This is a genomic window from Parahaliea mediterranea, from assembly GCF_017255185.1.
GTDB lineage: Bacteria > Pseudomonadota > Gammaproteobacteria > Pseudomonadales > Halieaceae > JAFKCZ01.
The window spans coordinates 166,999-188,684 of sequence record NZ_JAFKCZ010000009.1 but is presented as its reverse complement, the minus strand read 5'-3'; the positions used below and the strand labels follow the sequence as shown (position 1 = coordinate 188,684).

Below are 21,686 nucleotides of genomic sequence, written 5' to 3'. Positions count from 1 at the left end.
CGCACACGAGGAACCGCACTTGACGGAGCAGAACCACGGCCCCGACTACCACATCACCCCCCTGTTGCCCCTGATCGAGGGGGGCTTCCAACTGCTGACCCCGAACCTGCGTCTGGCCCGCCAGATCAAGGCCGGGTGGGACCGCGACCAGGCCGCGCGGGGAGCGCGGGCCTGGCGGCCGCTGGCGGTACAACCCCTGGAAAGCTGGCTGCGGCAGCAGTGGTGGCAGCGCTGCGGCCGAGACGCGCGATTGCGCCGGGTGGTGTTGGATCAGGGGCAGGCACTGGCCCTGTGGCGCCAGGTAATCGCCGCGGATCAGCAGCAGGGGGACTACCAGCTGCTGCAGGCCGACGCCACCGCCTCCCTGGCGCAACAGGCCCGCAACACCCTGCTGCGCTGGCAACAGTCGGTCCGCGAGGAGGGCCTGGCCCGGGAGCTGTCGCTGGACCCGGATTGCGCGGCCTTCCTGCGCTGGTGCCGGGCCTTCGAGGACGCGCTGGACAACAAGGCCCAGGCCACCGCCCTGGACGTGATTGCGTTGCTGGCCGCGGAGCCGGCGTGCCCGGAGCAGCGGGTGGCGCTGCTCGAGTTCGATGAGGTCCCGCCGCTGTTCGACCACTGCCTGCGAAAGCTGTGCACCGAGGTGGAGCGAGTCCAGCCTCCAGCGGGGCAAGCCACCATGCGCGCCAGGGCCTACCCCGACCGCGGCAGCGAGTTTCGCGGCCTGGCCCGCTGGGTGCGCGAAACCGCCGGCCGCGAACCCGAGGCGAGCATCGGGGTGGTGTTGGGCGACATGCGCGGCGATCGCGCGCGCCTGGAGTACCTGCTGCGGCGCGAGTTTGATTGCCTGGATGGCAACTACGGCAGCCTGCCGGTCAACTTTTCCACCGGCTGGCCGCTGGCGGAGGCGCCAGTGGTCCGCGATGCCCTGATGGCGCTGGCCGCCACCGGCGACACCCTGGCCCTGGGCGAGTTGCTCGGTCTGATGCGCTCGCGCTTCCTCGCCCTGCCCGACCGGGGTGGCGCATTGGCGCAACGCTTTATCACCCGGGTCTTCGACACCGGCCGCGAACCGGTGCCGGTCGCGACACTGCGCGGCCTGGCGAACCAGGGCGCGTCCGCGGACCAGCCCGGCTTGCGCATCGGCGGGATTTTGCAGGACCTGGCGCGCCGCCGGGACCTGCGGGGAACGGCTGCGCCCTCGGTGTGGGCGGGCCGTTTTCGCGAGATCCTGGGGCAGTGGGGCTGGCCGGGGGAGGGCGGGCTCGACTCCATCGAGTACCAGCAGGTGGAGGATTTTTACCGTCTCCTCGACACCTACGCCGGCTATGACGCGGTGTGCGGCCCCCTGCACCGGGCGGCGGCGCTGCAGCTGCTGCGCCAGTGCTGCCGCGACACTGTGTTCCAGCCGCAAACCGCCGACAGCCGCATCCAGGTATTGGGGCCCCTGGAAGCGGCCGGGCTGCGCTTCGACCACCTCTGGGTTTTCGGTATGCAGGCCGGGCAGTGGCCGGCGCCGGCCCGTCCCAACCCCCTGCTGCCGATGGCCCTGCAACGGCGGCTCGAGATGCCGCACGCCAGCGCGGAGCGGGAGTGGGAGTTCAGCGCCGGGCTGCTGGAACAATACCGGCGCAGCGCCTCGCGCTTGCACGCCAGCTACAGTCGCGAGCTCGACGGCGCACCGGAGCTTCCCAGCGCCCTGCTGGCTGACTTCGAGTGGGTTCAGCCAGAGACCGCCGCCGCGGTTCCCGAAGCGTGGCTCGCACAGTGGCGGGCACGGGATAGCGAGCGCCTGGACGATCACCGGGCGCCAGCGCTGTCGCCGGCTGAAAAAGATAGCGTGCGCGGTGGCAGTGGGCTGCTGGAGGACCAGTCCCAATGCCCCTTCCGGGCCTTTGCCCGCCGTCGCCTGCGCGTCGAGCCGCTGGCCGAGCCCAGCCTGGCCCTGAGTGCGGGAGAGCGGGGTTCGCTGCTGCACAACGCCTTGTTTGCCCTGTGGGGCGAGCTGGGAGATGCCGGGCAACTGGCCGCGCTGGACCCGCCCGCGGAAGGGGAGGCGGTCGCCAGGGCGGTCGCGGCGGCGCTGGACGCCCTGCCGGCGGGGCGGCGCCACGCGGTGGGCCACGCCTATTGCGAACAGGAGCGGGAGCACCTCGAGCGCCTGTTGCGGGAGTGGCTGGCGGTGGAGCGGCAGCGCGGGGCCTTTGTGGTGGCCGCCCGCGAGCAGGGCGCGGACATTGTCCTGGCGGGGCTGCCCATTCACATGCGGGTCGACCGGGTGGACCGGCTCGCCGACGGGTCAACCGTCATCATCGACTACAAATCGGGCCGCAGCAGTGCCGGGGACTGGCTGGGGGAGCGGCCCGCCCGCCCACAGCTACCGCTGTACGGCCTGGCCAGCGAGGCTCCGGTGGCCGCGCTGGCCTTTGCCCAGCTGCGCCCGCGGGACTGCAAGTTCAGCGGCCTTGGCCAGACCGCGGCGGCCGAGGGTATCGAGGTGGATATTCCCAAGGCGGTGCGGGGACGCGTCACGGCGCAGAACTGGGAAGAGCTGCGCGAATTCTGGCGGCGCAGCCTGGAACAACTGGCGCGGGACTTTATCGCCGGAGCGGCCGCGGTGACACCCCTCGGCCCCCAGAGTTGCACCTGGTGCGGCTTGCAGCCCCTGTGCCGTATTGACGCCGTGGAGGAGGGCGCCGAATGAGTATCGTCGACGCGCAGCAACGCGAGGCCGCCCTCGACCCCTTGCAGAGCTTTTGTATCAGCGCCCCGGCGGGCTCCGGCAAGACCGAACTGCTGATCCAGCGTTTTCTCAGCCTGTTGGCCCGGGTGCAGCGCCCGGAGCAGATCCTGGCCATTACCTTTACCCGCAAGGCCGCCGCGGAGATGCGCGAACGCGTGCTGCTCGCCCTGCGCGAAGCGCGTGAGGGAAAGCCCTGCGACAGTCCCCACCAGCAACGCACGCGCGATTTGGCGACCGCCGCGCTGGCGGTGGACGGGCAGCAGAACTGGCAACTGCTGGGCAATAGCTCGCGCCTCAATATTCGCACCATCGACGGCTTTTGCGCGGCGCTGACCCGGCAGATGCCGATTCTGAGCGAGTTCGGCGCCCAGGCGGGCGCGGTGGACGACGCCGGGCCACTCTATGCCGAGGCGGTGGCGGAGCTGTTTGCCATGGTCGAGTCCGAGCACCCGGTGGCCGCGGACCTGCGGGCGCTGATGCTGCACTTTGACAACAACTGGGACAAGCTGGCGGAGCTGCTACAGAGCCTGCTGGCCCGCCGCGACCAGTGGCTCCCCTACGTCGGCCTGCACCACAGTCCCGGGGCCGCCGAGGAGCGCCTCCTGCACACCCTGCACGCGGTGATTCGCGGGGTGCTGGACGGCCTGCGGCAGCGCCTGGGGCCCTACCTGGGGGAGCTGTACGAACTGCAGTGCTACGCCGCGCAGAACCTTCAGGCCACGCCGCCTGCCGCGGCGCCCGCTGCCGCGATCGGCGACCTCGACGACTGGCGCGGCTTGCGGCGCCTGTTGCTGACCAAGAGCGGCGGCTGGCGCGGCCGCCTGACCAAGGCCGAAGGCTTTCCCGCCGGCAAGGGGCGCGCCCAGGAAATGAAGCAGCGCATGGCGGGCGTGCTCGGGGAGTTGTCGCACGACGACAGCCTGAAAGAGTCCCTGCAAGAGCTGGATGTACTGCCGGAACTGGAGGCCGATACCACCAGCTGGCGGCTGGTGCTGCAGCTGTCCCACGTACTCCCGGTGCTCGCCGCGCAGCTGCTGCTGGTGTTCCAGCGCCGCGGCGCGGTGGATCACAGCCAGGTGGCGCAGTCGGCGCTACAGGCCCTGGGCGACGACGAGGCGCCGACCGACCTCGCGCTGCGCCTGGACTACCGCATCGAACATATCCTGGTGGACGAGTTCCAGGATACCGCCATCAACCAGTTCGAGCTGGTGCGCCGCCTCACCCGGGGCTGGGGTGAGCACAATGCGGTCAATCCCGACGCGCCGCGCACCTTCCTGATTGTCGGCGATGGCATGCAGTCGATCTACGGTTTCCGCGACGCCAACGTGGGCCTGTTCCTGCAGGCCCGCGATCGCGGCTTCAACGGCGTGGTGCCGCGCTATCTCGAGCTGCGCTCGAACTTCCGCTCGGAGGCCGGGGTGGTGGACTGGGTCAATCGTGTTTTCGGCCAGGCTTTTCCCGCGGTCGACGATATCGCCCGCGGCGAGGTCAGCTTCAGCGCGGCGGCAGCGGTAAAACCGGCCGCGGCGGATGCGGCGGTGGCCGTGGCCGTGTTCCACGGCGAGGGCGCGCCCCAGGCGGAAATCGACCATGTCTGCGATGGCGTGGCCGCCGCCCTGGCGGCGGAGCCCGGGGGCAGCGTCGCCGTGCTGGGGCGCAGCCGTTCGCAGCTTCAGGGCATTGTGGCCGGCCTGCGCGGGCGGGGAATCGCTTTTGCCGCCCAGGACATGGACCGCCTGCAACACTCGCCGGTGGTGCTGGACCTGATGACCCTGGTCCGCGCCCTCGCCAACCCCGCCGACCGGGTGGCCTGGGCGGCCCTGCTGCGGGCGCCCTGGTGCGGCCTCACGCTGGCCGACCTGCACGCCGCGGCACGCGCCGGCGCGCAGGGCGACATGCCCCTGCCCCCCCTGACCGCGCCCGGCGGTGACGACGATCCGCTCGCGGGACTGTCCGCCGACGGCCGCGAACGCCTGGCCCATCTCCGCGCGGGCATGGGCTGGGCCCTGGCGCGCCGCGACCGCCTGTCCCAGCGCGCCTGGCTGGAGCAGGCCTGGCTGCAACTCGGCGGTCCCGCCACCGCCACCAGCGAGACGGCGCTGGCCGACGCCGAGCGCTTTTTCCAGCTGATCGAGCAGGGCGAGCTGGAGGGACGGATACTGGACATTCCCTGGCTACAGGCGCAGGTGGAGCGTTTGTTTGCCGACACCGGTGGCGATGGCGCGCGGGTGCAGGTCATGACCCTGCACAAGGCCAAGGGCCTGGAATTCGATCACGTATTCATCCCCGCCCTGGCCCGGGGCGCCGGCCAGGATCGCCGTCCGCTGCTGCTGTGGGACGAGTACTCTGACGCCGGGGGCGAGCGTGGCTTCCTGCTGGCGGCGGACGATCACAGCAAGCCCGGGGAGGCGGGCCTGTACAATTTTCTCGGGCAGCAACGCAAGCGCAAGCAGGCCCTGGAGAACACCCGCCTGTTGTACGTGGGGGCGACGCGCGCCGTGCGCCGTTTGGTACTGAGCGCGACCCTCGCCGAGGATCCGAAGAGCGGCGACCCCCGGCCGCCGGGTGGCAACACATTACTGGGGTGTATCTGGCCCGCAGTGGCCGACCAGGCGCGCTATTTCGAGGCTCGGGAAGTCTCCCCGGCGGCCGCGCTGGCGCCGATACCCCCCCTGCGCCGGCTGCGGGCGCTGTCCGGCGGGGCGCGGGAAACTCCCGGCGATGCGAGTCCGGCCAACCGGCCCGGGAGTGTGGACAACCGCCTGGAACGCCATACCGGCACCGCGGTGCACCAGCTGTTGGAGATGCTGGCCGCCGGGCCGGAGCTGCCGGGCGCGCCGGGGGAGGATGAGCGCGAGGCCTGCCGATGGGCGCTGACCAGCCTGGGGCTCGCCGGCGCCGACCTGGCGCGGGCCCTGGAGATGGCCATGGCATCGCTGCAACGCACCCTGGCCGACGCGTCGGCGGGGCGCTGGTTGCTGCGCGCCGATCACCCCGGCAGCGCCTGCGAACTGCCCCTGACCCGTGTCGACGCGACCGGGCGAATCCGCGACATTGTTATCGACCGCACCTTTGTCGACGCGGACACGGGCGAGCGCTGGATCGTGGACTACAAGACCAGCCAGCCGGCGCCGGGCGTGTCCACGGCCGAGTTCCTGCGGGAGGAGGGCGAGCGCTACCGGGAGCAGCTGCAAGGCTACCGCGAGGCGATGGCGGAACTGGGCCCCGAGCCACTGCGCTGCGCGCTGTACTTCACCGCGCTGGGGCACTTGCACCCGCTGGACGATTAACCTCGAAACAAGATGCCCGTTCCGGGCATCTTGTTTGTCGCCCTGTCGGCGGCGGCACATCCACGTGCCGGTTTTCACCCCGCGCCGGGTGAATAGCCCGCGCTACTCGAAACCGGCAATGACCTCGTCGGCGAAACGGCGCACGCCATCGCACTTCAGCTGCAGGTCCTCGGTCTCGCCGTGGTACAGGGCCCAGGGCATGGTGAGGATATGGGTCACGCCGGCTTCCTCGAGGCGGCGGTAGCCGTCGATGTCCCAGGCGTCGGAGGGGGTGGCCATGACCTCGAACGCCTCGCGCTCGCGGCCGTATTCCCGCCGCCAGTCGCGAATCTGGCCGATGCAGTCGACTATCTCCGACGAGCTTTGCAGGTCGGTGACCCAGCCGTCCGCCAGCCGGGCCGCGCGGCGCATCGCCGGCCGCGAGATACCGCCGATCCAGAAGGGAATGCGCTCGCTCGGCGCGGGGTTCATCTCCAGGCGGTCGAAGTCGTAGTGCTCGCCGTGGTACTCCACCATTTCGCCGCTCCACAGCAGGCGCATGATCTCCAGCATTTCGTCGGTGCGCTTGCCGCGACTGCGAAAGTCCTGTTGCAGCAGGGCGAACTCGTCCTGTGACCAGCCCACGCCGAAGGCCGGGGTCACGCGATTGTTGCTGATGATCGCCGCGGTGCTGATCGCCTTGGCCACCAGGAAGGGATTGCGCATCGGCAACACGAAAATGTTATTGGTGAAACGCAGGCGCTCGGTGATCGCCGCCAGGGCGCCAATGGTGACCCAGGGGTCGGGCCAGTCGGTGAAAGGCTGCCAGCGGCGGGAACCGTCGTCGGTATAGGGATAGGGATTGCTGATTTGTTCCGGGTTCACCACGTGGTCGGAAAAAGACATGGCGTGCCAGCCGTGGCTGTCCGCCACCGGCGCGATGGCGGTGAGATGGGCCACGGTGCTGAAGGAGGTGGAAAGAACGAATTTCACCTGCTGGTCTCCTTTTGTTATCCAGCCAAATCCACGCTACTGTAATGCCATCGCGCGGGGCAGGGGACTTAGGGGCCATGCTGTACTACAAGCAACGAGCAATCGATCAAATTGTCATACTCACGGGGGCCGGTATTTCCGCCGCCTCCGGGCTGGCCACGTTTCGCGACACTGGCGGCCTGTGGGAGAACCACGACCCAATGGATATCGCCACTCCGGAGGCCTTCGCCCGGGATCCGGACCTGGTGTACCGCTTCTACAACGAGCGCCGCCAGCAGCTGCGGGCGGTGCAGCCCAATGTCGCCCACCGCGCGCTGGCGCGGTTACAGCAGACCGTCGGACAGGGCGTGTTCCTGGTCACCCAGAACGTGGACGACCTGCACGAGCGCGGCGGCAGCGAACAGGCCTGCCACATGCACGGCGAGCTGCAATCCATGCTGTGCCGGCACTGCGGCCAGCGGCAGCGGGCTCTGGCCACCTTCGACGGCAAGACCGCCTGCCCCGCCTGTGGCGAGCGCGGCGGGCTGCGGCCGGATGTGGTGTGGTTCGGCGAGATGCCGCACGACATGGACCGTATCGAGGCCCACCTTGCCGATTGCGACCTGTTCATCGCGGTCGGCACCTCCGGCGCGGTCTATCCGGCCGCCGGCTTCGTGCAGCTGGCGCGCCACGCGGGGGCAATCACGGTGGAGGTCAACCGCGAGGCCAGCGATGTCGCGGGTTTCTTCCATCACCATTACGTGGGCTGTGCCACCGATCAAGTGGGTTTGCTGGTGGATGAGTTGTTGGCCGCCAGGGTGGGGTGAGTTGGCGGGGTGAGTTGGCGGGGTGAGTTGGTCGAATGAATTCGACCCTACATGGGCGGTGGGAGAGGTCTCGCGTGGGGCGGAATGCATTCCGCCGCCTGTTGGTCGAATGAATTCGACCCTACACGTCCCGGGGGGCGCTCGCGAGCCACACGGTGAATTTGTTGTTCTGGGCCAGCTGGTCCACGCGCGCAAAGGCGCGGGCGAGGGCCGGACGGTAGCGCAGGTGGCGGTTGGCCACCAGGCACAGCTGGCCCCGCGCGGTCAAATGCCGGGCGGCCTGGGAGAACAGGCGGCGTCCAGCGAAGTCATCCACGGTGTGCTGCAGGTGAAAGGGCGGATTGCACAGCACCAGGTCGAAGGGCTCGCCGCGGTAGTTCCGCAAACCATCCCCCAGGTGTTGTTCGCAGTGTGCCGTGTCGGACGGGCGCAGGCGGCACAGGTTGCGCCAGGCCGAGGCCACCGCCATCGAAGACTCATCGCAAAACAGTACGTCCCGGGCCAGTCCGCCATCCAGCGCGGCCAGTCCCAGCACGCCGTTGCCACAGGCCAGGTCGGCGACCCGCAGGCCGCGGCCCAGGCCCGGCAGCTGCGCGATCAGCAGTTCGCTGCCGCGGTCCAGCTGGTCGCGACTGAATACATTGGCCAGGGCTTCCAGGTCCGCCCCCAGTGGTGCGCAACGGTAGCGGGCCGGTGCCGGGATCGGCGCCAGGGGGCCGTTGAACGTGGCGCTGAACAGCCGGGCCTTGCGGCGGCCGGGATGGCGCTCGGTGGTACCGACATAGTGCTCCATCACCGCCGCGGTGCGCGGCGAGAGGTGCTTGTCCATCCCGGCGGCGAGGAGTTCGACCCCGGCGGGCAGTGCCGCCGCGAGGGTGGCGAGCTGGTATTCAAAGAACGCCAGTTGTTTGGGCACGCGCATGACCACGCGCGCAACCCCGGGCGGCGGCGATTCGGTGGCATATACCACGGGGATCGGCGACCGGGCGTTGGCCGCGCAGTTTTGCGCGAGGGCCAGGGCGCCGAGGGCGGAGTCCGTCCAACTGGCCACCGCCGCCAGGGGCAGCGCCAGGGCGCCCTGCTCGTCGTTGACCACCAGGGTGGCGCTATCGCGGCCCTTGGCGGTACCGGCAAGGGCCGTCAGTAGCAGCTCGTCCGCCGCGCACCAGGCCCGCAGCGGTTCCCGCGGACGGGCGGGGTAGCGCTCCAGCGCGAACTCACCAAAGGGGGTCTGCATGCGCGCCGGCGACGCCGCGCCGGTCACCTCAGCCGTCGCCGTCGAGATAGAGCGTCAACTGCTGCCCGGGCTGCAGATAGGCGCCTGGATCCAGCGAGTTCCAGCTTACGATGTCGGCGATGGAGACATTGAAACGGCCGGCGATACGGTACAGGGAGTCGCCGCGCCTGACGCGGTAGTCGTGGGTTTGCGGGGCGCCGCCGCCCTGCATGGCAAGGCTGCCGGACCAGGCATTGCCCTGGGGAATCAGCAGGGTATCTCCGGCGCGGATCAGGCTGCCGCGAATCTTGTTGACCTCGCGCAGCATGCCCACCTCGGTATCGAAACGGCGCGCGATACGATTCAGGCTGTCTCCTCGCTGGATGGTGTAGTGGCGCCAGCGCACACGGTCCTCGCCATCGATGGCCGCCACCCCTTCCTCGAAGCGCGGCAGGGCGTCCAGTGGCAGCAGCAATTCCGGTGCCTGGTCCGGGGCGGTAGCCCAGCGCAGCTGCCCCGGGTTGAGCGCGCGCAGCAGCGACACCTCGACACCGGCGAGTTCCGCCGCCCGGGCGAGTTCAATCTGGCCGCCGGTGGCGGCAATCGCGAAGGCGGGGCTGTTGGGCACCGGGGGCAGGCTGGCGTCGTAGCGCCCGGGGTTGGCCACAATGGAAGTCAGCGCGATCAGGCGCGGCACGTATTTGCGCGTCTCGCGGGGCAGTTTGAGGGACCAGTAGTCGGTGGGCTGGCCGCGCGCGCGGTTGCGCGCCATGGCGCGGCCAACACGGCCCTTGCCCGCGTTGTAGGCTGCCAGGGCCAGCATCCAGTCGCCGTCGAAGTCCTGGTGCAGGGCCTCCAGGTAATCCAGCGCCACCCGGGTGGAGTCGCGCAGGTCGCGGCGGCCGTCGTACCACCAGTTGCTGGTCAGGCCCAGGTGGCGCCCGGTGGCGGGCATGATTTGCCACAGGCCGACGGCGTGCTCCGGCGAGCGCGCGAAGGGGTCCATGGTGCTCTCCACCAGCGGCAGCAGGGCGATTTCCATCGGCATGCCCCGGGCTTCCACTTCGCCGACAATGTAGTGCAGGTACAGGGACGAGCGCTGGGCGATCACGTCCAGGTAGGTCGGCTGGCCCAGGAAGCGCTCCCGGGCGCGCGCCACCTGGTCGTTGTCGATGTCCTGCCAGGTCAACTGCAGGCGCAAGTAGGCCCACAGATCGGCGGGCGGGGCGGGCGGTTGATCGATCGTCGCGATCGCGGCCGGCTTGCGCGCCACCTTGTTGACGGCTTTGGGCCCGGGCTGAACGGTAGCGGCGGCGTCGGTGTCGACCGGTGGTTGCGTCTGGCAGCCCGCGGCGATGACCAGCGCGCAAAGCAGTGTGAAAAGCGATCTTGTCTGTTTGAATATCAAGCGAATTCTTCTTTGTGGGATACGGTTAGAAGTTGTCTTTCCAGGCGCGCACCGTGGCAAACACCGCGGCGCCGCTGTCCCCCTCGAGCCGCCCCTGGGCGCGCAGCGCGGCGCGCAAGGCCGCGGTTTCGCAGCGCAGGAAGGGGTTGGTCTCCAATTCCTCCGCCAGGGTGGACGGTACCGTCGGCTGGTCGCGATCGCGCAGCGCCACGGCCTGGCGCTGGCGTTCCGCCAGGGCCTGGTTGTCCGGTTCGGCGGCGCGGGCGAAGGCGAGATTGGCCAGCGTGTATTCGTGGGCGCAGTAGACCCGCGTCGCCGGTGGCAGCGCCGCCAGCGACTTGAGCGAGTCGAGCATCACCTCGGGCGAGCCCTCGAACAGGCGGCCGCAGCCGCCGGCGAACAGGGTGTCGCCGCAAAACAGCAGCGGCGGTTCAGCATCGTGAAAGTAGGCAATGTGGTCGAGGGTGTGGCCCGGTACTTCGAGTACGTGAAATTCACGCCCCAGGATATCGACCCGATCCCCGGCGCCGAGACGATGGGTGATCGCTTCGATGGCGGGGTTGCGCGGGCCCCAAACCGGGACGTCCGCCGCGGCGAGCAAGTCCGCGATTCCGCCCACGTGATCGAAGTGGTGGTGGGTAATCATGATGCCCGCCAACGTCAGGCCCTGCTGCCGCAGCGCCGCCAGCACCGGACCGGCGTCGCCGGGGTCCACAACCACGGCCCTGCCCGCGTCCTGCAGCAGCCAGATGTAATTGTCGTTAAACGCCGGGATCGGCGAAATGGAGAGCATGGCGCACCGTTCAATTGCCTTGAAAATACAGTAACATGGTCGCTACCGAGCGCCCCCGAGGGGCCTTGGGCGCGGACCGGAATTGTTCCGGCCGCGGGCCGAGCCAAGAGTTTAACGAGATTTTGACTGAACTGGAAACCTGGTACAGCAGTACCAACGGCCGCTACCTCCTGGGCCTGCTGGAGCGCGAGATCGCCGCCAGCCTGGACACCGCCTTCGGCTACCATCTCGCCCAGGTTGGGGCCACGCGCTGCCATCCCCTGTTCGGGGGCAGTCCGGTGCGCCACCGGATTTACGTTTCGTCGCGGGCGGGGGAGTCCGTGAGCCTGGTGGCCAATGCCGACGAGCTGCCGCTGGCCACCGACAGCGTGGACGTACTGATCGCGCACCACAGCCTTGAATTCAGCGACAACCCCCACCAGGCACTGCGCGAAATGCACCGTGTTTTGACGCCACAGGGTCACCTGTTCGTGATCGGTTTCAACCCCTGGAGCCTGAAGGGGGTGAATATCGCGCTGCGCGCCCGGGCTGGCGGCAGTCCGTGGCGCGGCCGTCGCAGCCTCTCCACCTGGCGGCTGAGCGACTGGCTCAACCTGCTGGGGCTGGAGGAAGAAGAAGCGCGCCAGTGCTATACCGTACCGCCTTTCGGGGGGCGCCGTATCCGCGCGGTTGTCGAGCGCTGCAACGCCTGGTGCGCCCGCCACCGCCTGCCGGCGGGCGGGGTGTACATTGTGCATGCCATGAAGCAGGTGCCGGGCAGTACCCGGCCGGCCCAGCGGGCCAGGCGCGCGCGCCTGATCGATCTCGCTGTACCCAAACCGGTGTCGGCCCCGCGGCCGGCACCCACACCGCGCAGGGGAGACAACGCCGCGTGAAGCAAGTGGAAATATTTACCGACGGTGCCTGCCGGGGCAATCCCGGCCCCGGCGGCTGGGGCGCGCTGTTGCGCTATCAGGGCAAGGAACGCGAACTCTACGGGGCCGAGCCCGCCACCACCAACAACCGCATGGAGCTCATGGCGGCCATCGAGAGCCTGCGAGCCCTGAAGGAGCCCTGTGCGGTCGATTTGACCACGGACTCGTCCTACGTGCGCGACGGCATTACCAAGTGGCTCGCCAACTGGAAGGCGAAGAACTGGAAAACCGCCGCGCGCAAACCGGTCAAGAACGAGGACCTGTGGCGGGCGCTGGATGAACAGAACCAGCGTCACCGGGTGCAATGGCACTGGGTCAAGGGCCACAGCGGCCACCGGGAAAACGAAATCGCCGACCAACTGGCCAACCGGGCCATCGACGAGATGCGCGCATGAGACAGATCGTACTGGATACCGAAACCACCGGCCTGGAAGTGAGCCAGGGTCACCGGATCATCGAGATCGGCTGTGTCGAGCTGGTGAACCGCCGCCTCACCGGCAAGCACTACCACCAGTACATCAATCCGGAACGGGAGGTGGATCAGGGCGCCATCGAGGTCCACGGCATTACCAACGAATTCCTCGCCGACAAACCCCGTTTCGCCCAGATCGCCGCGGATTTTGTCGACTTTGTCGCCGGCGCCGAGCTGGTCATCCACAACGCGCCCTTCGACGTGGGCTTCCTGAACGCGGAGCTGCAGCGCCTCGACGCCGGGCTGCCGATGGTGGACCAGAGCTGCACCATTATCGACTCCCTGACCATGGCCCGCGCCAAGCACCCGGGGCAGCGCAACACCCTGGACGCCCTGTGCCAGCGCTATATGGTCGACAACTCCCAGCGCGACCTGCACGGGGCACTGCTGGACGCCGAGATCCTGGCCGACGTCTACCTGGCGATGACCGGGGGGCAGACCACCTTCGCCCTGTCCGACCATGACAGCGACAGCAGCGGCGGGGGTTCGGCCGGGGAGCGCATTCGCCGCTTGCCGGCGGATCGCGCGCCGCTGCCGGTCATTCAGCCCAGCGAGGCGGAGCTGGCCGCGCACGAAGCGCAGCTGGAAGAGATCGCCGCCAGCAGCGGCGGCACGGTGTTGTGGCGGGAGCTATACGGGGCCTGAGCCGGCAAAGGCGGGCGCGACGCGCCCGCTGCGTGACATCAGATAAACAGCGTGACGCAGAGCAGCCCGACGCCGCCCAGCACCAGGGTATAGGGCGCGGCCATGAGCACCATGCGGCCGTAGGACAGGCGAATCAATGGCGCCAGCGCCGAGGTGAGCAGGAACAGGAAGGCCGCCTGGCCGTTGGGGGTGGCCACGCTGGGCAGGTTGGTGCCGGTGTTGATGGCCACTGCCAGCTGGTCGAATTCCGCCCTGCTGATGGTCCCCGCGTCCAGCGCCGCCTTGACTTCATTGATGTACACGGTGGCCACGAACACGTTGTCGCTGATCATCGACAGGATGCCGTTGGCGAGGAAGAACATCGGCGGGCGGACATCCGCTTCCATCGCCAGCACCGCGTCGATCACCGGCGTGAACAGGTGCTGCTCGTGAATGACTGCCACGATGGCGAAAAACACCACCAGCAGCGCGGTGAAGGGCAGGGCCTCCTCGAAGGCGTGCCCGATCTGGTGCTCCTCGGTGACGCCGTTCAGGGCGGTGAGCAGCACGATGATCATCAGGCCAATGATACCCACGGCAGCCAGGTGCAGGGCCAGGGACACCACCAGCAGCAGCGCCACCAGTGCCTGTACCATCAGGCGCGCGTTGGTCCGCGGATTGCGCCGGGCCTCCTGCCGGGCCTGGAAGTCCTCCAGTACCGCGCGCACATTGTCGGGCAGTTTGGCGCCGTAGCCGAACTTGCCGGTGACCTCCAGCAGAACACAGGTGGCCAGGCCGCACACAAATACGGGCATGGTGACTGGCGCCATGATGGTGACGAACTTGACGAAACTCCAGTCGGCGACGGTCGCAATCAGGAGGTTTTGCGGTTCCCCCACCAGGGTGCAGACACCCCCCAGGGCGGTGCCCACGGCGCCGTGCATGAGCAGGCTGCGCAGGAAGGCGCGAAAATCTTCCAGGTCGGCGCGGTTCATCTCCTGCACCGCGTTGTCGTCGGCGTGGTCGTGGTCCTCCTCGTGGGTGATCTGCTTGCCCGAGGCCACCTTGTGGTAGACCGCGTAGAAACCAACCCCCACGCTGATCAATACAGCGGTCACGGTCAGCGCGTCAAGGAAGGCCGACAGCACCGCGGCGACCGCGGAGAACAGCAGCGACAACATCACCTTGGATTTGACCCGCAACAGGATCCGGGTGAATACGAACAGCAACAACTCCTTCATGAAGTAGATGCCCGCCACCATGAACATCAGCAGCATGATCACCTCGAAGTTGTGCAGCGCCTCGTTGTACACGGCTTCCGGGGAGGCCATGCCCAGCGCGACCGCCTCGATGGCCAGCAGCCCCCCGGGCTGCAGCGGGTAGCAGCGCAGGGCGAGGGCGAGGGTGAAGATGAACTCGGCAATCAACACCCAGCCGGTGAGGAAGGGGCCCAGCACGACCAGCAGGACGGGGTTGATCACCAGGAAGGCGATGATGGATTTTTTGTACCACTCCGGGGATGGGCCGAGGAAGTTCTTCCACAGGGCGCCGAGTACCGACTCGCTCATAAGCGCATACAGCCTGTTGTCAAAATTTTGCGAGGCATTCTACGTTATTATTTCACCGTTGCGTAAGCTTTACCGGCGCCCGGGGGCCTGATATGTGCGCGGCCTTGCCGGCGCCGCCACGGGGGCATACCATAGCCGGTTAATTTGACCAAGGGGTGAGTCGACCATGTTCCGACCGGACAACCAGCCGCCTGAACGCCAGGGGAGGGCGATCACCATCGTCTTCCAGCGCGGCGAGCTGGTCAGCGACCTGCGCTCGCCCCAGGGCTGCCTGCTGAGCCTCGAACAAATCGAGGGTGACGGCTGGAGTATCGTCCGGGAGCAGTTCGTGGGCTACTGGCACGAGCGGCCCTGCTACGCGGTGGAAATCAACGCCGACGCCGATCTCGACCCCATGCGCTACCACCGCGGCAATCTCTACCACATTCTGGGCCGGGTGGAAGAGCCGGTGTTCGCGATGGCGGGACGCGCCGCCCAGCTGCTCGCCTGGGAGCGTGACCACCAGTTCTGCGGGCGCTGCGGCCGGCCCATGGAGGCCGACCTCGGCGAGCGCGCCATGCGCTGCCCGCCCTGCGGCACGATCAATTACCCGCGTATCTCCCCCTGCATTATCGTATTGGTGACCCGGGGAGAGGAGCTGCTGCTGGCGCGCAACGCCAATTTCCCGCGCCCCATGTACAGCACCCTGGCGGGATTTATCGAGGCCGGCGAGACCGCCGAGGAAACCCTGGCGCGGGAAGTGCGCGAGGAGGTGGGGGTCGAGGTGCGCAATATTCGCTATTTCGGCTCCCAATCGTGGCCCTTTCCCAACCAGCTCATGCTCGGCTATTTCGCCGACTACGCTGGCGGCGACATTGTCTGCGATCCCGTGGAAATCGCCGATGCCCGCTGGTTTCACTACCGCGACCTCCCCCAGGTGCCGCCTCCCAGCTCGGTGGCGGGGCAGCTGATTCGCCACTACATCGACAGTCTCAATTAATCGCAATCCGGAGAAGCTCTTGGAATTTCTAGCGCAGTACGGCCTGTTCCTGGCCCAGGCAGTGACCATTGTTATCGCCATCCTGGTGGTGGCGGGCGGTGTTGTCGCCATAGGGCAGCGGCAAAAACAGGAAAGGGACGGGCATATCGAAATCCGCCATCTCAACGAGCGTTACCGCCAGATGGGGGAGGCGATCCGCCGCGCGGTACTGGACAAGAGCGCGCTCAAGGCCGAGGGCAAGGCCAGGAAAAAGGCCGACAAGGCCCGGGCGAAAGAGCAGAAAAAGGCCGCCAAGTCCGGCGCCGGCGAGAAGGAGGCCGATCACAAGCCGCGCTTGTACACCCTGGTCTTCGACGGCGACCTGAAGGCCAGCGCCACCGACCACCTGAGGGAGGAAATTTCCGTGGTACTGTCCCAGGCGGGCGAGGGCGACGAGGTGCTGGTGAAACTGGAGAGTCCGGGCGGCCTGGTGCATGGCTACGGCCTGGCCGCCAGCCAGCTGCAGCGCATTGTCGACGCCGGCGTGACGCTGACGGTGGCGGTGGACAAGGTGGCGGCCAGCGGCGGCTACATGATGGCCTGCGTGGCCAACCGCATCATCGCCGCCCCCTTCGCGGTGATTGGCTCGATAGGGGTGCTGGCGCAATTGCCGAACTTCCATCGCCTGCTAAAAAAACACGATATCGATTTCGAGCTGCTGACCGCGGGAGAGTACAAGCGGACCCTGACCCTGTTCGGTGAAAACACCGACAAGGGCCGGGAAAAATTCCTCGAGGAACTGGAAACCACGCACACGCTGTTCAAGGACTTCGTCGGCCGCCACCGGCCGTCACTGGATATTGCCAGGGTCGCCACCGGGGAGGTCTGGTATGGCCAGAACGCGCTGGACGAGAATCTGGTGGACGAGCTGCAGACCAGCGACGCCTTCATCCAGTCACGCATCGCGGACTGGGAAATCTATGAAGTGCGTTACGTGGCGCGCAAGCACTGGCAGGAAAAGCTGGGTATCGCCGCCGAGGGTGCCGTCGAGCGGAGCCTGCTGCGCCTGTGGCAGCGCAGCCGGGGCCCCCATTTCTGAATTTTTGAATAGTCCCGCGGCCTATTCGTAGCCGCGGTAGCGATTGTAATCGAAAAGGCCGTGGTACAGCGGGTCCGCGGCCAGGTGACGACGGTGAAACTTGTCGCTCAGGGCCCAGAACCAGGGCGCGTTGCGGGCCACCGCGTAGCGCTCCAGCAATAGCCGCCAGTCGGCTTCGTTTTTCAATCCGGCGATATCGGCGACGAACAGCGGCACCTGCTTTTCGTGGACCTGGAAGAACAGGTTGGGGTGCTCGCCGATGAATCCGCGCACCACCGTCAATCGGTCTTCCGCTTCGATCCGCCGCGACTCCTCCAGGAACAACAGCGCGATATTGGCATAGCCGGAATCCCGCAACACGGTGTAGGTTTCGTCGCGGTCCGGGCCGATCACATTGACGAAGCTTACCTGCGGCATGAAGCTGTTGTGGCGGCCCGCGCTGCCCGCCAGTACGTCCAGGGCCTGCCGTACTTCGGTCCTGGCGCCTTCGCGGTAGTCGTAGCGCGTGGCGCGGGCGCCGTGAATCCGCTCGCGCATCCAGCCCAGGAACTCGGCCTTGGGGTCGTCGCTGTCGAAGCGCAGGTCCGTCGGCTGTTCACGCATCAGCGCGCTGTCGGCGAACACGTGGTCCTTGGCGAAGCCCGGCGCCTTGCGGTACCAGTAACTGCGCAACTTGAGCCGTTCCCGCGCCGGCAGGTAGAGCAGGAAGTTTAGCTCGCCTTCCATGCGCAGGAAGTCCATGTACAACCGGGTTTCCAGCTGGTGGGCCACCGCCCCGTAGACGTCGAAACCCGCCACCAGCAGGTAGTGGATGCGCTCCAGCAGCGAATAGCTGATTACCCAGGCGGTCTTCGGCGTATCCCCGACAAAGCCCTTGACCACCGAAGCGGTATCGAAGTGGCGGAAGATGGTGAGAGCGGCATTGGGGTTGCGGCCGTCGCCATCCCAGAGCGTATCCAGGTTGATGCTTCGCCGCTTGTTCGCCAGCAGTTCGCCGAGGTGCTCCACCTTGGCCTCCTGGTAGCGGTCGTGGGCGCGGGCGTAGCTGCGCCAGTTGACCAGGTCCGCCACGGTCCCGGTGGTGGTTTTGGGCAGTCTGAGGTTGTCGCTCTCGCGGGCGAGAAAAGCGCCGTCGAGTTCCGGGTCCACCGCCTCCGGGTCGACGAACATGACCCAGAAGCGATCCTCGATCACGTTGAGCGCCACCTGGCCCCTGCACACCGGCCCCTTGATAAAATTCATGATGGTGAACTGGGCCTCGCGCAACAGGAAGCGGTAGCGGGCCCGCACCGGGATGGCGACAAAACTCTTGAAGGGGTTGGAAGCCACTTCCGGGCTGTAACCCGGCAGCTCGGGCACCAGGTAGTCGCGCTGCAGGAAGTTCTGCCGGTACCAGTCGCGCCGCTTGCCGTCGAAGCGGTAGGCGAGGTGGCTCTTGCCCAGCGGCGTCACCGGCAGTCGTTGCAGGCGGTAGTAGACGCGTTCCACGCCGGGATCGTCGTAGGGGCGTCGCGTGCTGATCAGCTCGAGCGGTTCCCCCGGGGGGGTGGCCGAGCGCACCAGGCGGAACCAGGCCGGTTGCGCGCTACTTTCCAGAAACAGCGAGGCCAGGAACAGGTGTTCGTAGAGGTAGCGCGCCACCAGCCGCTCTTTCAGGCTGTCGCCGTTGAGGAAGGTCTCCCAGGCACGCCACTCGGTTTCGACCGTGGCGGACAGCGGGGATGGGGGCAGAGCGGGGGCGCCGCGTTCCAGCCACTGGGTCATCACCTGATGCTCGTGGGGTTTGAGGCCGGGCAAGCCATAGGGCATGCCCCACAGGGGATAATCCTCGGCGAAGTCGTCGAATTCCTCCTGTTGCGGACACTGCTGGTCCCGGGACAGGGAAAAATCAAAGCCTTCGGGGAGCGGTCCGCGCCCCGGCAGGGGATGGGCCTGCTTCAGGTCGAGCATGCGGTACATCACGCCCCGCCCGGGAGTGTCGTCGTCAGTCACCGCGAAGAAGTCCTTGTCCCGCCATTGCGCCACGGTCTCCGCGTCGTCGAACAGCCGGGTCATGTTGGCCGACACCAGGCGCGTGCCGTCGTAGACCAGTTCCTTGTTCGCCCCGCGCTCCAGACCGGCCCGCGCTTCGAGCTTCAATTGGCAGGGGGCGTCGTAGCAGCCGTGGCAGACCATGCAGCGTTGTTGCAGCAGATTGTGGGCGGCCCGGGTATTGGCGCCGGCGTTCCCGCCGGCGCCGGCGGCGGCCAGCGGCAGCAGGAGCAGGAACGGCAGTAATTGTGTAAATCGTTTGCGAATTGCCTCAGTCCCGCTCGTCCTGCTCACATTTGCCCCTTACAATAATGGCTCGATTGACCAGAGCGTCCTGGTCGCCTTCGCTGTCGGCGAGTACCGCGGCGCCGATGTCCCGCTTTGTACTGGCGCAGGCATCGGCACCGTGTTGGTCCGCGCCGCCGCCGTCATAGGTGAGCCAGAACAGGGCGGCCGCAACGGTGACCACGGCGACGAACGCCACGACCGACAATACCAAGGGCTTTCCCATGCGCCTTACACTCTTTGTTTGTGAGTTTTTACAGGGCCGGATGATAGCACGGCACGTCGAGGACAACCGTGTTCCCGCCTGCAATCGGACGAGGTATTAAGCCATGGACCTGGCCACCACGATCTACACTTTCGACCTGCTCGGCGTGGCGGTGTTCGCCATCAGCGGCGCGCTGGCCGCCGCCGAGCGGCGCATGGATATTCTCACCTTCGTCCTGTTCGGCACCATCACCGGCGTCGGCGGTGGCACCATTCGCGATTTACTGCTCAACACAGACCAGGTTTTCTGGATCGTCGACACGGCCTACCTGTGGGTCTGCATCGGCGCTTCCGTGGCCACCTGGTTCCTGGCCCACCGCTTCCACTCCCGGCGGCGGGTGCTGCTGTGGGCCGACGCCATGGGGCTGGCGCTGTTTTGCGTCCTCGGTACCCAGAAGGCGCTGTCCTGGAACGCGCCGGTGGTGGTGGCGATTGGCATGGGGATGATGACCGCGAGTTTCGGCTCGCTGATCCGCGACAGCCTGCTGAACCGGCCGCCAGTGCTGCTGGGACCGGAAATCTACGTCACCGCGGCGCTGCTCGGCGCGGCCAGTTTCGTGCTGCTCAGCCACCTGCCGGTCACCGCCTCGCTGGCCCTGCCGGTGAGCATCGCCGCGGCCTTCCTGCTGCGGGCCGGCGCGCTGCTGTTCGACCTGCGGCTGCCCAAGTACCAGCATGAGCAACCTTGAACGCTTATCGGCATGAACTGCCTGGAGCCCTGTTCGGGCGAATGGCTCGTCGGCGGTCGCCGACGTTGCGCCCAGCTGCTCGCGCCTCCTCCATTGGCCTGATTAATGCTCTGTAAAATGCTCGGTGAGTGTTGCCAGGGCCCGGGCAGTGATCTCGAGCTCTTCCGCGCTGAGCAGGGATTCGATCCGTCGGTTGATGGCGTTAAAGGCCGAGCTGGCCTGGCGGGTCCGCTGCCGTCCCAGCGCGGTTAATGCCAATTCCCACGCCCGCCTGTCATCGGCGCGGCGCCGGCGACTGAGTAGCCCGAGTTTCAGCAGGCGATCCACCATTGCCGTTACCGCCGATTCATTCAGTTTCAGTGCCGCCGCGATGCGTCGCTGAGAGGTGTGTTCCTGCTCGGCGACGACCGCGAGCACGGCGGCCTGGGCCGTGCTGATCCCGGTATGTTGCAAGAGGTGCTGGTCCGCGGTTTTCTTCATGACCTGGGCGGCCAGTTGCAGACGGTGGTGGAAGCGCAGTTGTCGGGCAGTCATAAATAGCTTCACTAGTGAAGTATATGGTCGTATATTACTTTAGCACTGAAGCAATGGGAGTCGACCATGACTGGTGGAAAAATCATTGATGTATGGGCCCAAAACCTCACTCCGCGCATGGCGCAAGCACCCTGGCTGGAATCATTGCTGCGCTGGACGAATCAGTCCACAGCGCAAGTCTTGCCGAGCGTGGGGGATACCGTGGCGGCCATGGATGCGGCGCAAGTGGATATCAGCCTGTTGTCCGCCTGGTACGGGCCGCAGGGCGCGCTGATCTCCAATGACGAGGTCGAGGTGCAGATTGCCGAAGCTCCTGAACGCCTCCGGGGTTTACTCAGCGTGGATCTTGCCGACCCCATGGGCGCGGTGCGCGAGATTCGCACACGCGTAGAGAACGGTCCCTTTGTCGGTGTGCGGGTAGTGCCCTGGTTGTGGGATCTGCCGCCAAATGACCGGCGCTACTATCCGGTCTATGTCGCCTGTGTCGAAGCCGGGGTCCCCCTGTGCACCCAGATCGGGCATACCGGCCCCTTGAAGCGCTCGGAAACCGGCCGGCTGATCCCCTACCTTGAAGACGTGATGCTGGACTTTCCCGAGCTGGTGGTGGTGGGGGGGCACGTCGGTTTTCCATGGCTCGATGAACTGCTGTCCATGACCTTCAAGTTTCGCAACTTTTACGTCGACACCTCGGCCTACACCCTGCAGCGACTGCCTGCCGCCTTTAAGGATTTCATGCGCGGCGCCGGTCGCGGCCGGGTGATGTTTGGAACCAACTGGCCGATGCTGTCGCCGCAACAATGCCTGGCGGGCTTGCAGTCAATGCAGCTCGAGGCGGACGTCGAGACAGCATTCCTGGGGGAAACGGCGCAGCGGGTTTTCCAGCTCTGAGTCGGCCGCGTCGCCTGTCTTCCCGCCAGCATGCGTTGCGCGCTTCAAGCCGTTGGCGGGTAATTGTCGAGGCCCTGCCCGAAAAACCGACAGGTGTCGCCGCGCGCGCTCCTCCCGCGCGGCGCTCGGTGC

The 21,686-nt window shown here is 67.2% G+C and carries 18 protein-coding genes; 10 read left to right on the top strand and 8 right to left on the bottom strand.

Annotated features, from left to right (window positions below):
• The first annotated feature begins 19 nt into the window (after positions 1–19).
• Together JYP50_RS13870 and JYP50_RS13865 are read left to right on the top strand one after the other, a co-directional pair.
• Complete coding sequence (locus tag JYP50_RS13870; protein WP_206561141.1) at positions 20–2,704, top strand: PD-(D/E)XK nuclease family protein; 2,685 nt, start codon at positions 20–22, stop codon at positions 2,702–2,704.
• Positions 2,701–6,033 (top strand): UvrD-helicase domain-containing protein, encoded by a 3,333-nt coding sequence (locus tag JYP50_RS13865; protein WP_206561140.1) that lies wholly within the window; start codon positions 2,701–2,703, stop codon positions 6,031–6,033. Before JYP50_RS13870 ends, JYP50_RS13865 begins: the two co-directional genes overlap by 4 nt.
• A gap of 102 nt (positions 6,034–6,135) precedes the next feature.
• On the opposite strand, the gene JYP50_RS13860 is transcribed toward JYP50_RS13865, so the two are convergent.
• On the bottom strand, positions 6,136–7,026 hold the full coding sequence (locus JYP50_RS13860) for an LLM class F420-dependent oxidoreductase (protein ID WP_347136795.1): 891 nt from the start codon (positions 7,024–7,026) through the stop codon (positions 6,136–6,138).
• Positions 7,027–7,082: 56 nt separating this feature from the next.
• On the opposite strand from JYP50_RS13860, the gene JYP50_RS13855 reads away from it, so the two are divergent.
• Positions 7,083–7,811: an NAD-dependent deacylase gene (locus JYP50_RS13855; RefSeq protein ID WP_206561138.1), complete on the top strand. Its 729-nt coding sequence runs from the start codon at positions 7,083–7,085 to the stop codon at positions 7,809–7,811.
• Positions 7,812–7,932: 121 nt separating this feature from the next.
• Here JYP50_RS13855 and JYP50_RS22170 read toward each other — a convergent pair whose 3' ends face one another.
• From JYP50_RS22170 to gloB, 3 genes are read right to left on the bottom strand one after another with little or no spacing between them, the layout of a single operon-like run.
• A complete protein-coding gene (locus JYP50_RS22170; protein WP_206561137.1) occupies positions 7,933–9,075 on the bottom strand; it encodes a methyltransferase in 1,143 nt (380 codons plus the stop codon).
• A gap of 1 nt (position 9,076) precedes the next feature.
• Positions 9,077–10,435 carry a LysM peptidoglycan-binding domain-containing protein gene (locus JYP50_RS13845; protein WP_241263139.1) on the bottom strand — a complete coding sequence of 453 codons (1,359 nt, stop codon included), beginning with the start codon at positions 10,433–10,435 and terminating at the stop codon, positions 9,077–9,079.
• A 25-nt stretch (positions 10,436–10,460) separates the two neighbouring features.
• Positions 10,461–11,228 (bottom strand): hydroxyacylglutathione hydrolase, encoded by a 768-nt coding sequence (gloB, locus tag JYP50_RS13840; RefSeq protein WP_206561136.1) that lies wholly within the window; start codon positions 11,226–11,228, stop codon positions 10,461–10,463.
• Between the two features lie 122 nt (positions 11,229–11,350).
• Here gloB and JYP50_RS13835 point away from each other — a divergent pair, with 122 nt between their 5' ends.
• From JYP50_RS13835 to dnaQ, 3 genes are read left to right on the top strand one after another with little or no spacing between them, the layout of a single operon-like run.
• On the top strand, positions 11,351–12,103 hold the full coding sequence (locus tag JYP50_RS13835) for a methyltransferase domain-containing protein (protein WP_206561135.1): 753 nt from the start codon (positions 11,351–11,353) through the stop codon (positions 12,101–12,103).
• Positions 12,100–12,537 (top strand): ribonuclease HI, encoded by a 438-nt coding sequence (gene rnhA, locus JYP50_RS13830; protein WP_206561134.1) that lies wholly within the window; start codon positions 12,100–12,102, stop codon positions 12,535–12,537. The genes JYP50_RS13835 and rnhA overlap by 4 nt, the downstream gene beginning before the upstream one ends.
• A complete protein-coding gene (gene dnaQ, locus JYP50_RS13825) occupies positions 12,534–13,259 on the top strand; it encodes a DNA polymerase III subunit epsilon (RefSeq protein ID WP_206561133.1) in 726 nt (241 codons plus the stop codon). Before rnhA ends, dnaQ begins: the two co-directional genes overlap by 4 nt.
• A 38-nt stretch (positions 13,260–13,297) precedes the next feature.
• On the opposite strand, the gene nhaB is transcribed toward dnaQ, so the two are convergent.
• A complete protein-coding gene (gene nhaB / locus JYP50_RS13820; RefSeq protein WP_206561132.1) occupies positions 13,298–14,806 on the bottom strand; it encodes a sodium/proton antiporter NhaB in 1,509 nt (502 codons plus the stop codon).
• Positions 14,807–14,972: 166 nt separating this feature from the next.
• Here nhaB and nudC point away from each other — a divergent pair, with 166 nt between their 5' ends.
• The gene (nudC, locus tag JYP50_RS13815; RefSeq protein WP_206561131.1) at positions 14,973–15,785 is read left to right on the top strand and encodes an NAD(+) diphosphatase; all 813 of its coding nucleotides are present in this window, start codon (positions 14,973–14,975) and stop codon (positions 15,783–15,785) included.
• A 19-nt stretch (positions 15,786–15,804) separates the two neighbouring features.
• Complete coding sequence (gene sohB, locus JYP50_RS13810; protein WP_206561130.1) at positions 15,805–16,863, top strand: protease SohB; 1,059 nt, start codon at positions 15,805–15,807, stop codon at positions 16,861–16,863.
• Between the two features lie 21 nt (positions 16,864–16,884).
• On the opposite strand, the gene JYP50_RS13805 is transcribed toward sohB, so the two are convergent.
• Complete coding sequence (locus JYP50_RS13805) at positions 16,885–19,188, bottom strand: fatty acid cis/trans isomerase (protein ID WP_347136792.1); 2,304 nt, start codon at positions 19,186–19,188, stop codon at positions 16,885–16,887.
• A complete protein-coding gene (locus JYP50_RS13800; protein ID WP_206561129.1) occupies positions 19,166–19,405 on the bottom strand; it encodes a hypothetical protein in 240 nt (79 codons plus the stop codon). The genes JYP50_RS13805 and JYP50_RS13800 overlap by 23 nt, the downstream gene beginning before the upstream one ends.
• A gap of 103 nt (positions 19,406–19,508) precedes the next feature.
• Between JYP50_RS13800 and JYP50_RS13795 the strand changes: the two genes are divergently transcribed.
• Positions 19,509–20,132 carry a trimeric intracellular cation channel family protein gene (locus JYP50_RS13795; protein ID WP_206561128.1) on the top strand — a complete coding sequence of 208 codons (624 nt, stop codon included), beginning with the start codon at positions 19,509–19,511 and terminating at the stop codon, positions 20,130–20,132.
• 102 nt (positions 20,133–20,234) lie between these two features.
• On the opposite strand, the gene JYP50_RS13790 is transcribed toward JYP50_RS13795, so the two are convergent.
• Positions 20,235–20,666 carry a MarR family winged helix-turn-helix transcriptional regulator gene (locus tag JYP50_RS13790; protein WP_206561127.1) on the bottom strand — a complete coding sequence of 144 codons (432 nt, stop codon included), beginning with the start codon at positions 20,664–20,666 and terminating at the stop codon, positions 20,235–20,237.
• 66 nt (positions 20,667–20,732) lie between these two features.
• Here JYP50_RS13790 and JYP50_RS13785 point away from each other — a divergent pair, with 66 nt between their 5' ends.
• Positions 20,733–21,554 carry an amidohydrolase family protein gene (locus JYP50_RS13785; protein WP_206561126.1) on the top strand — a complete coding sequence of 274 codons (822 nt, stop codon included), beginning with the start codon at positions 20,733–20,735 and terminating at the stop codon, positions 21,552–21,554.
• Positions 21,555–21,686: the final 132 nt, after the last annotated feature.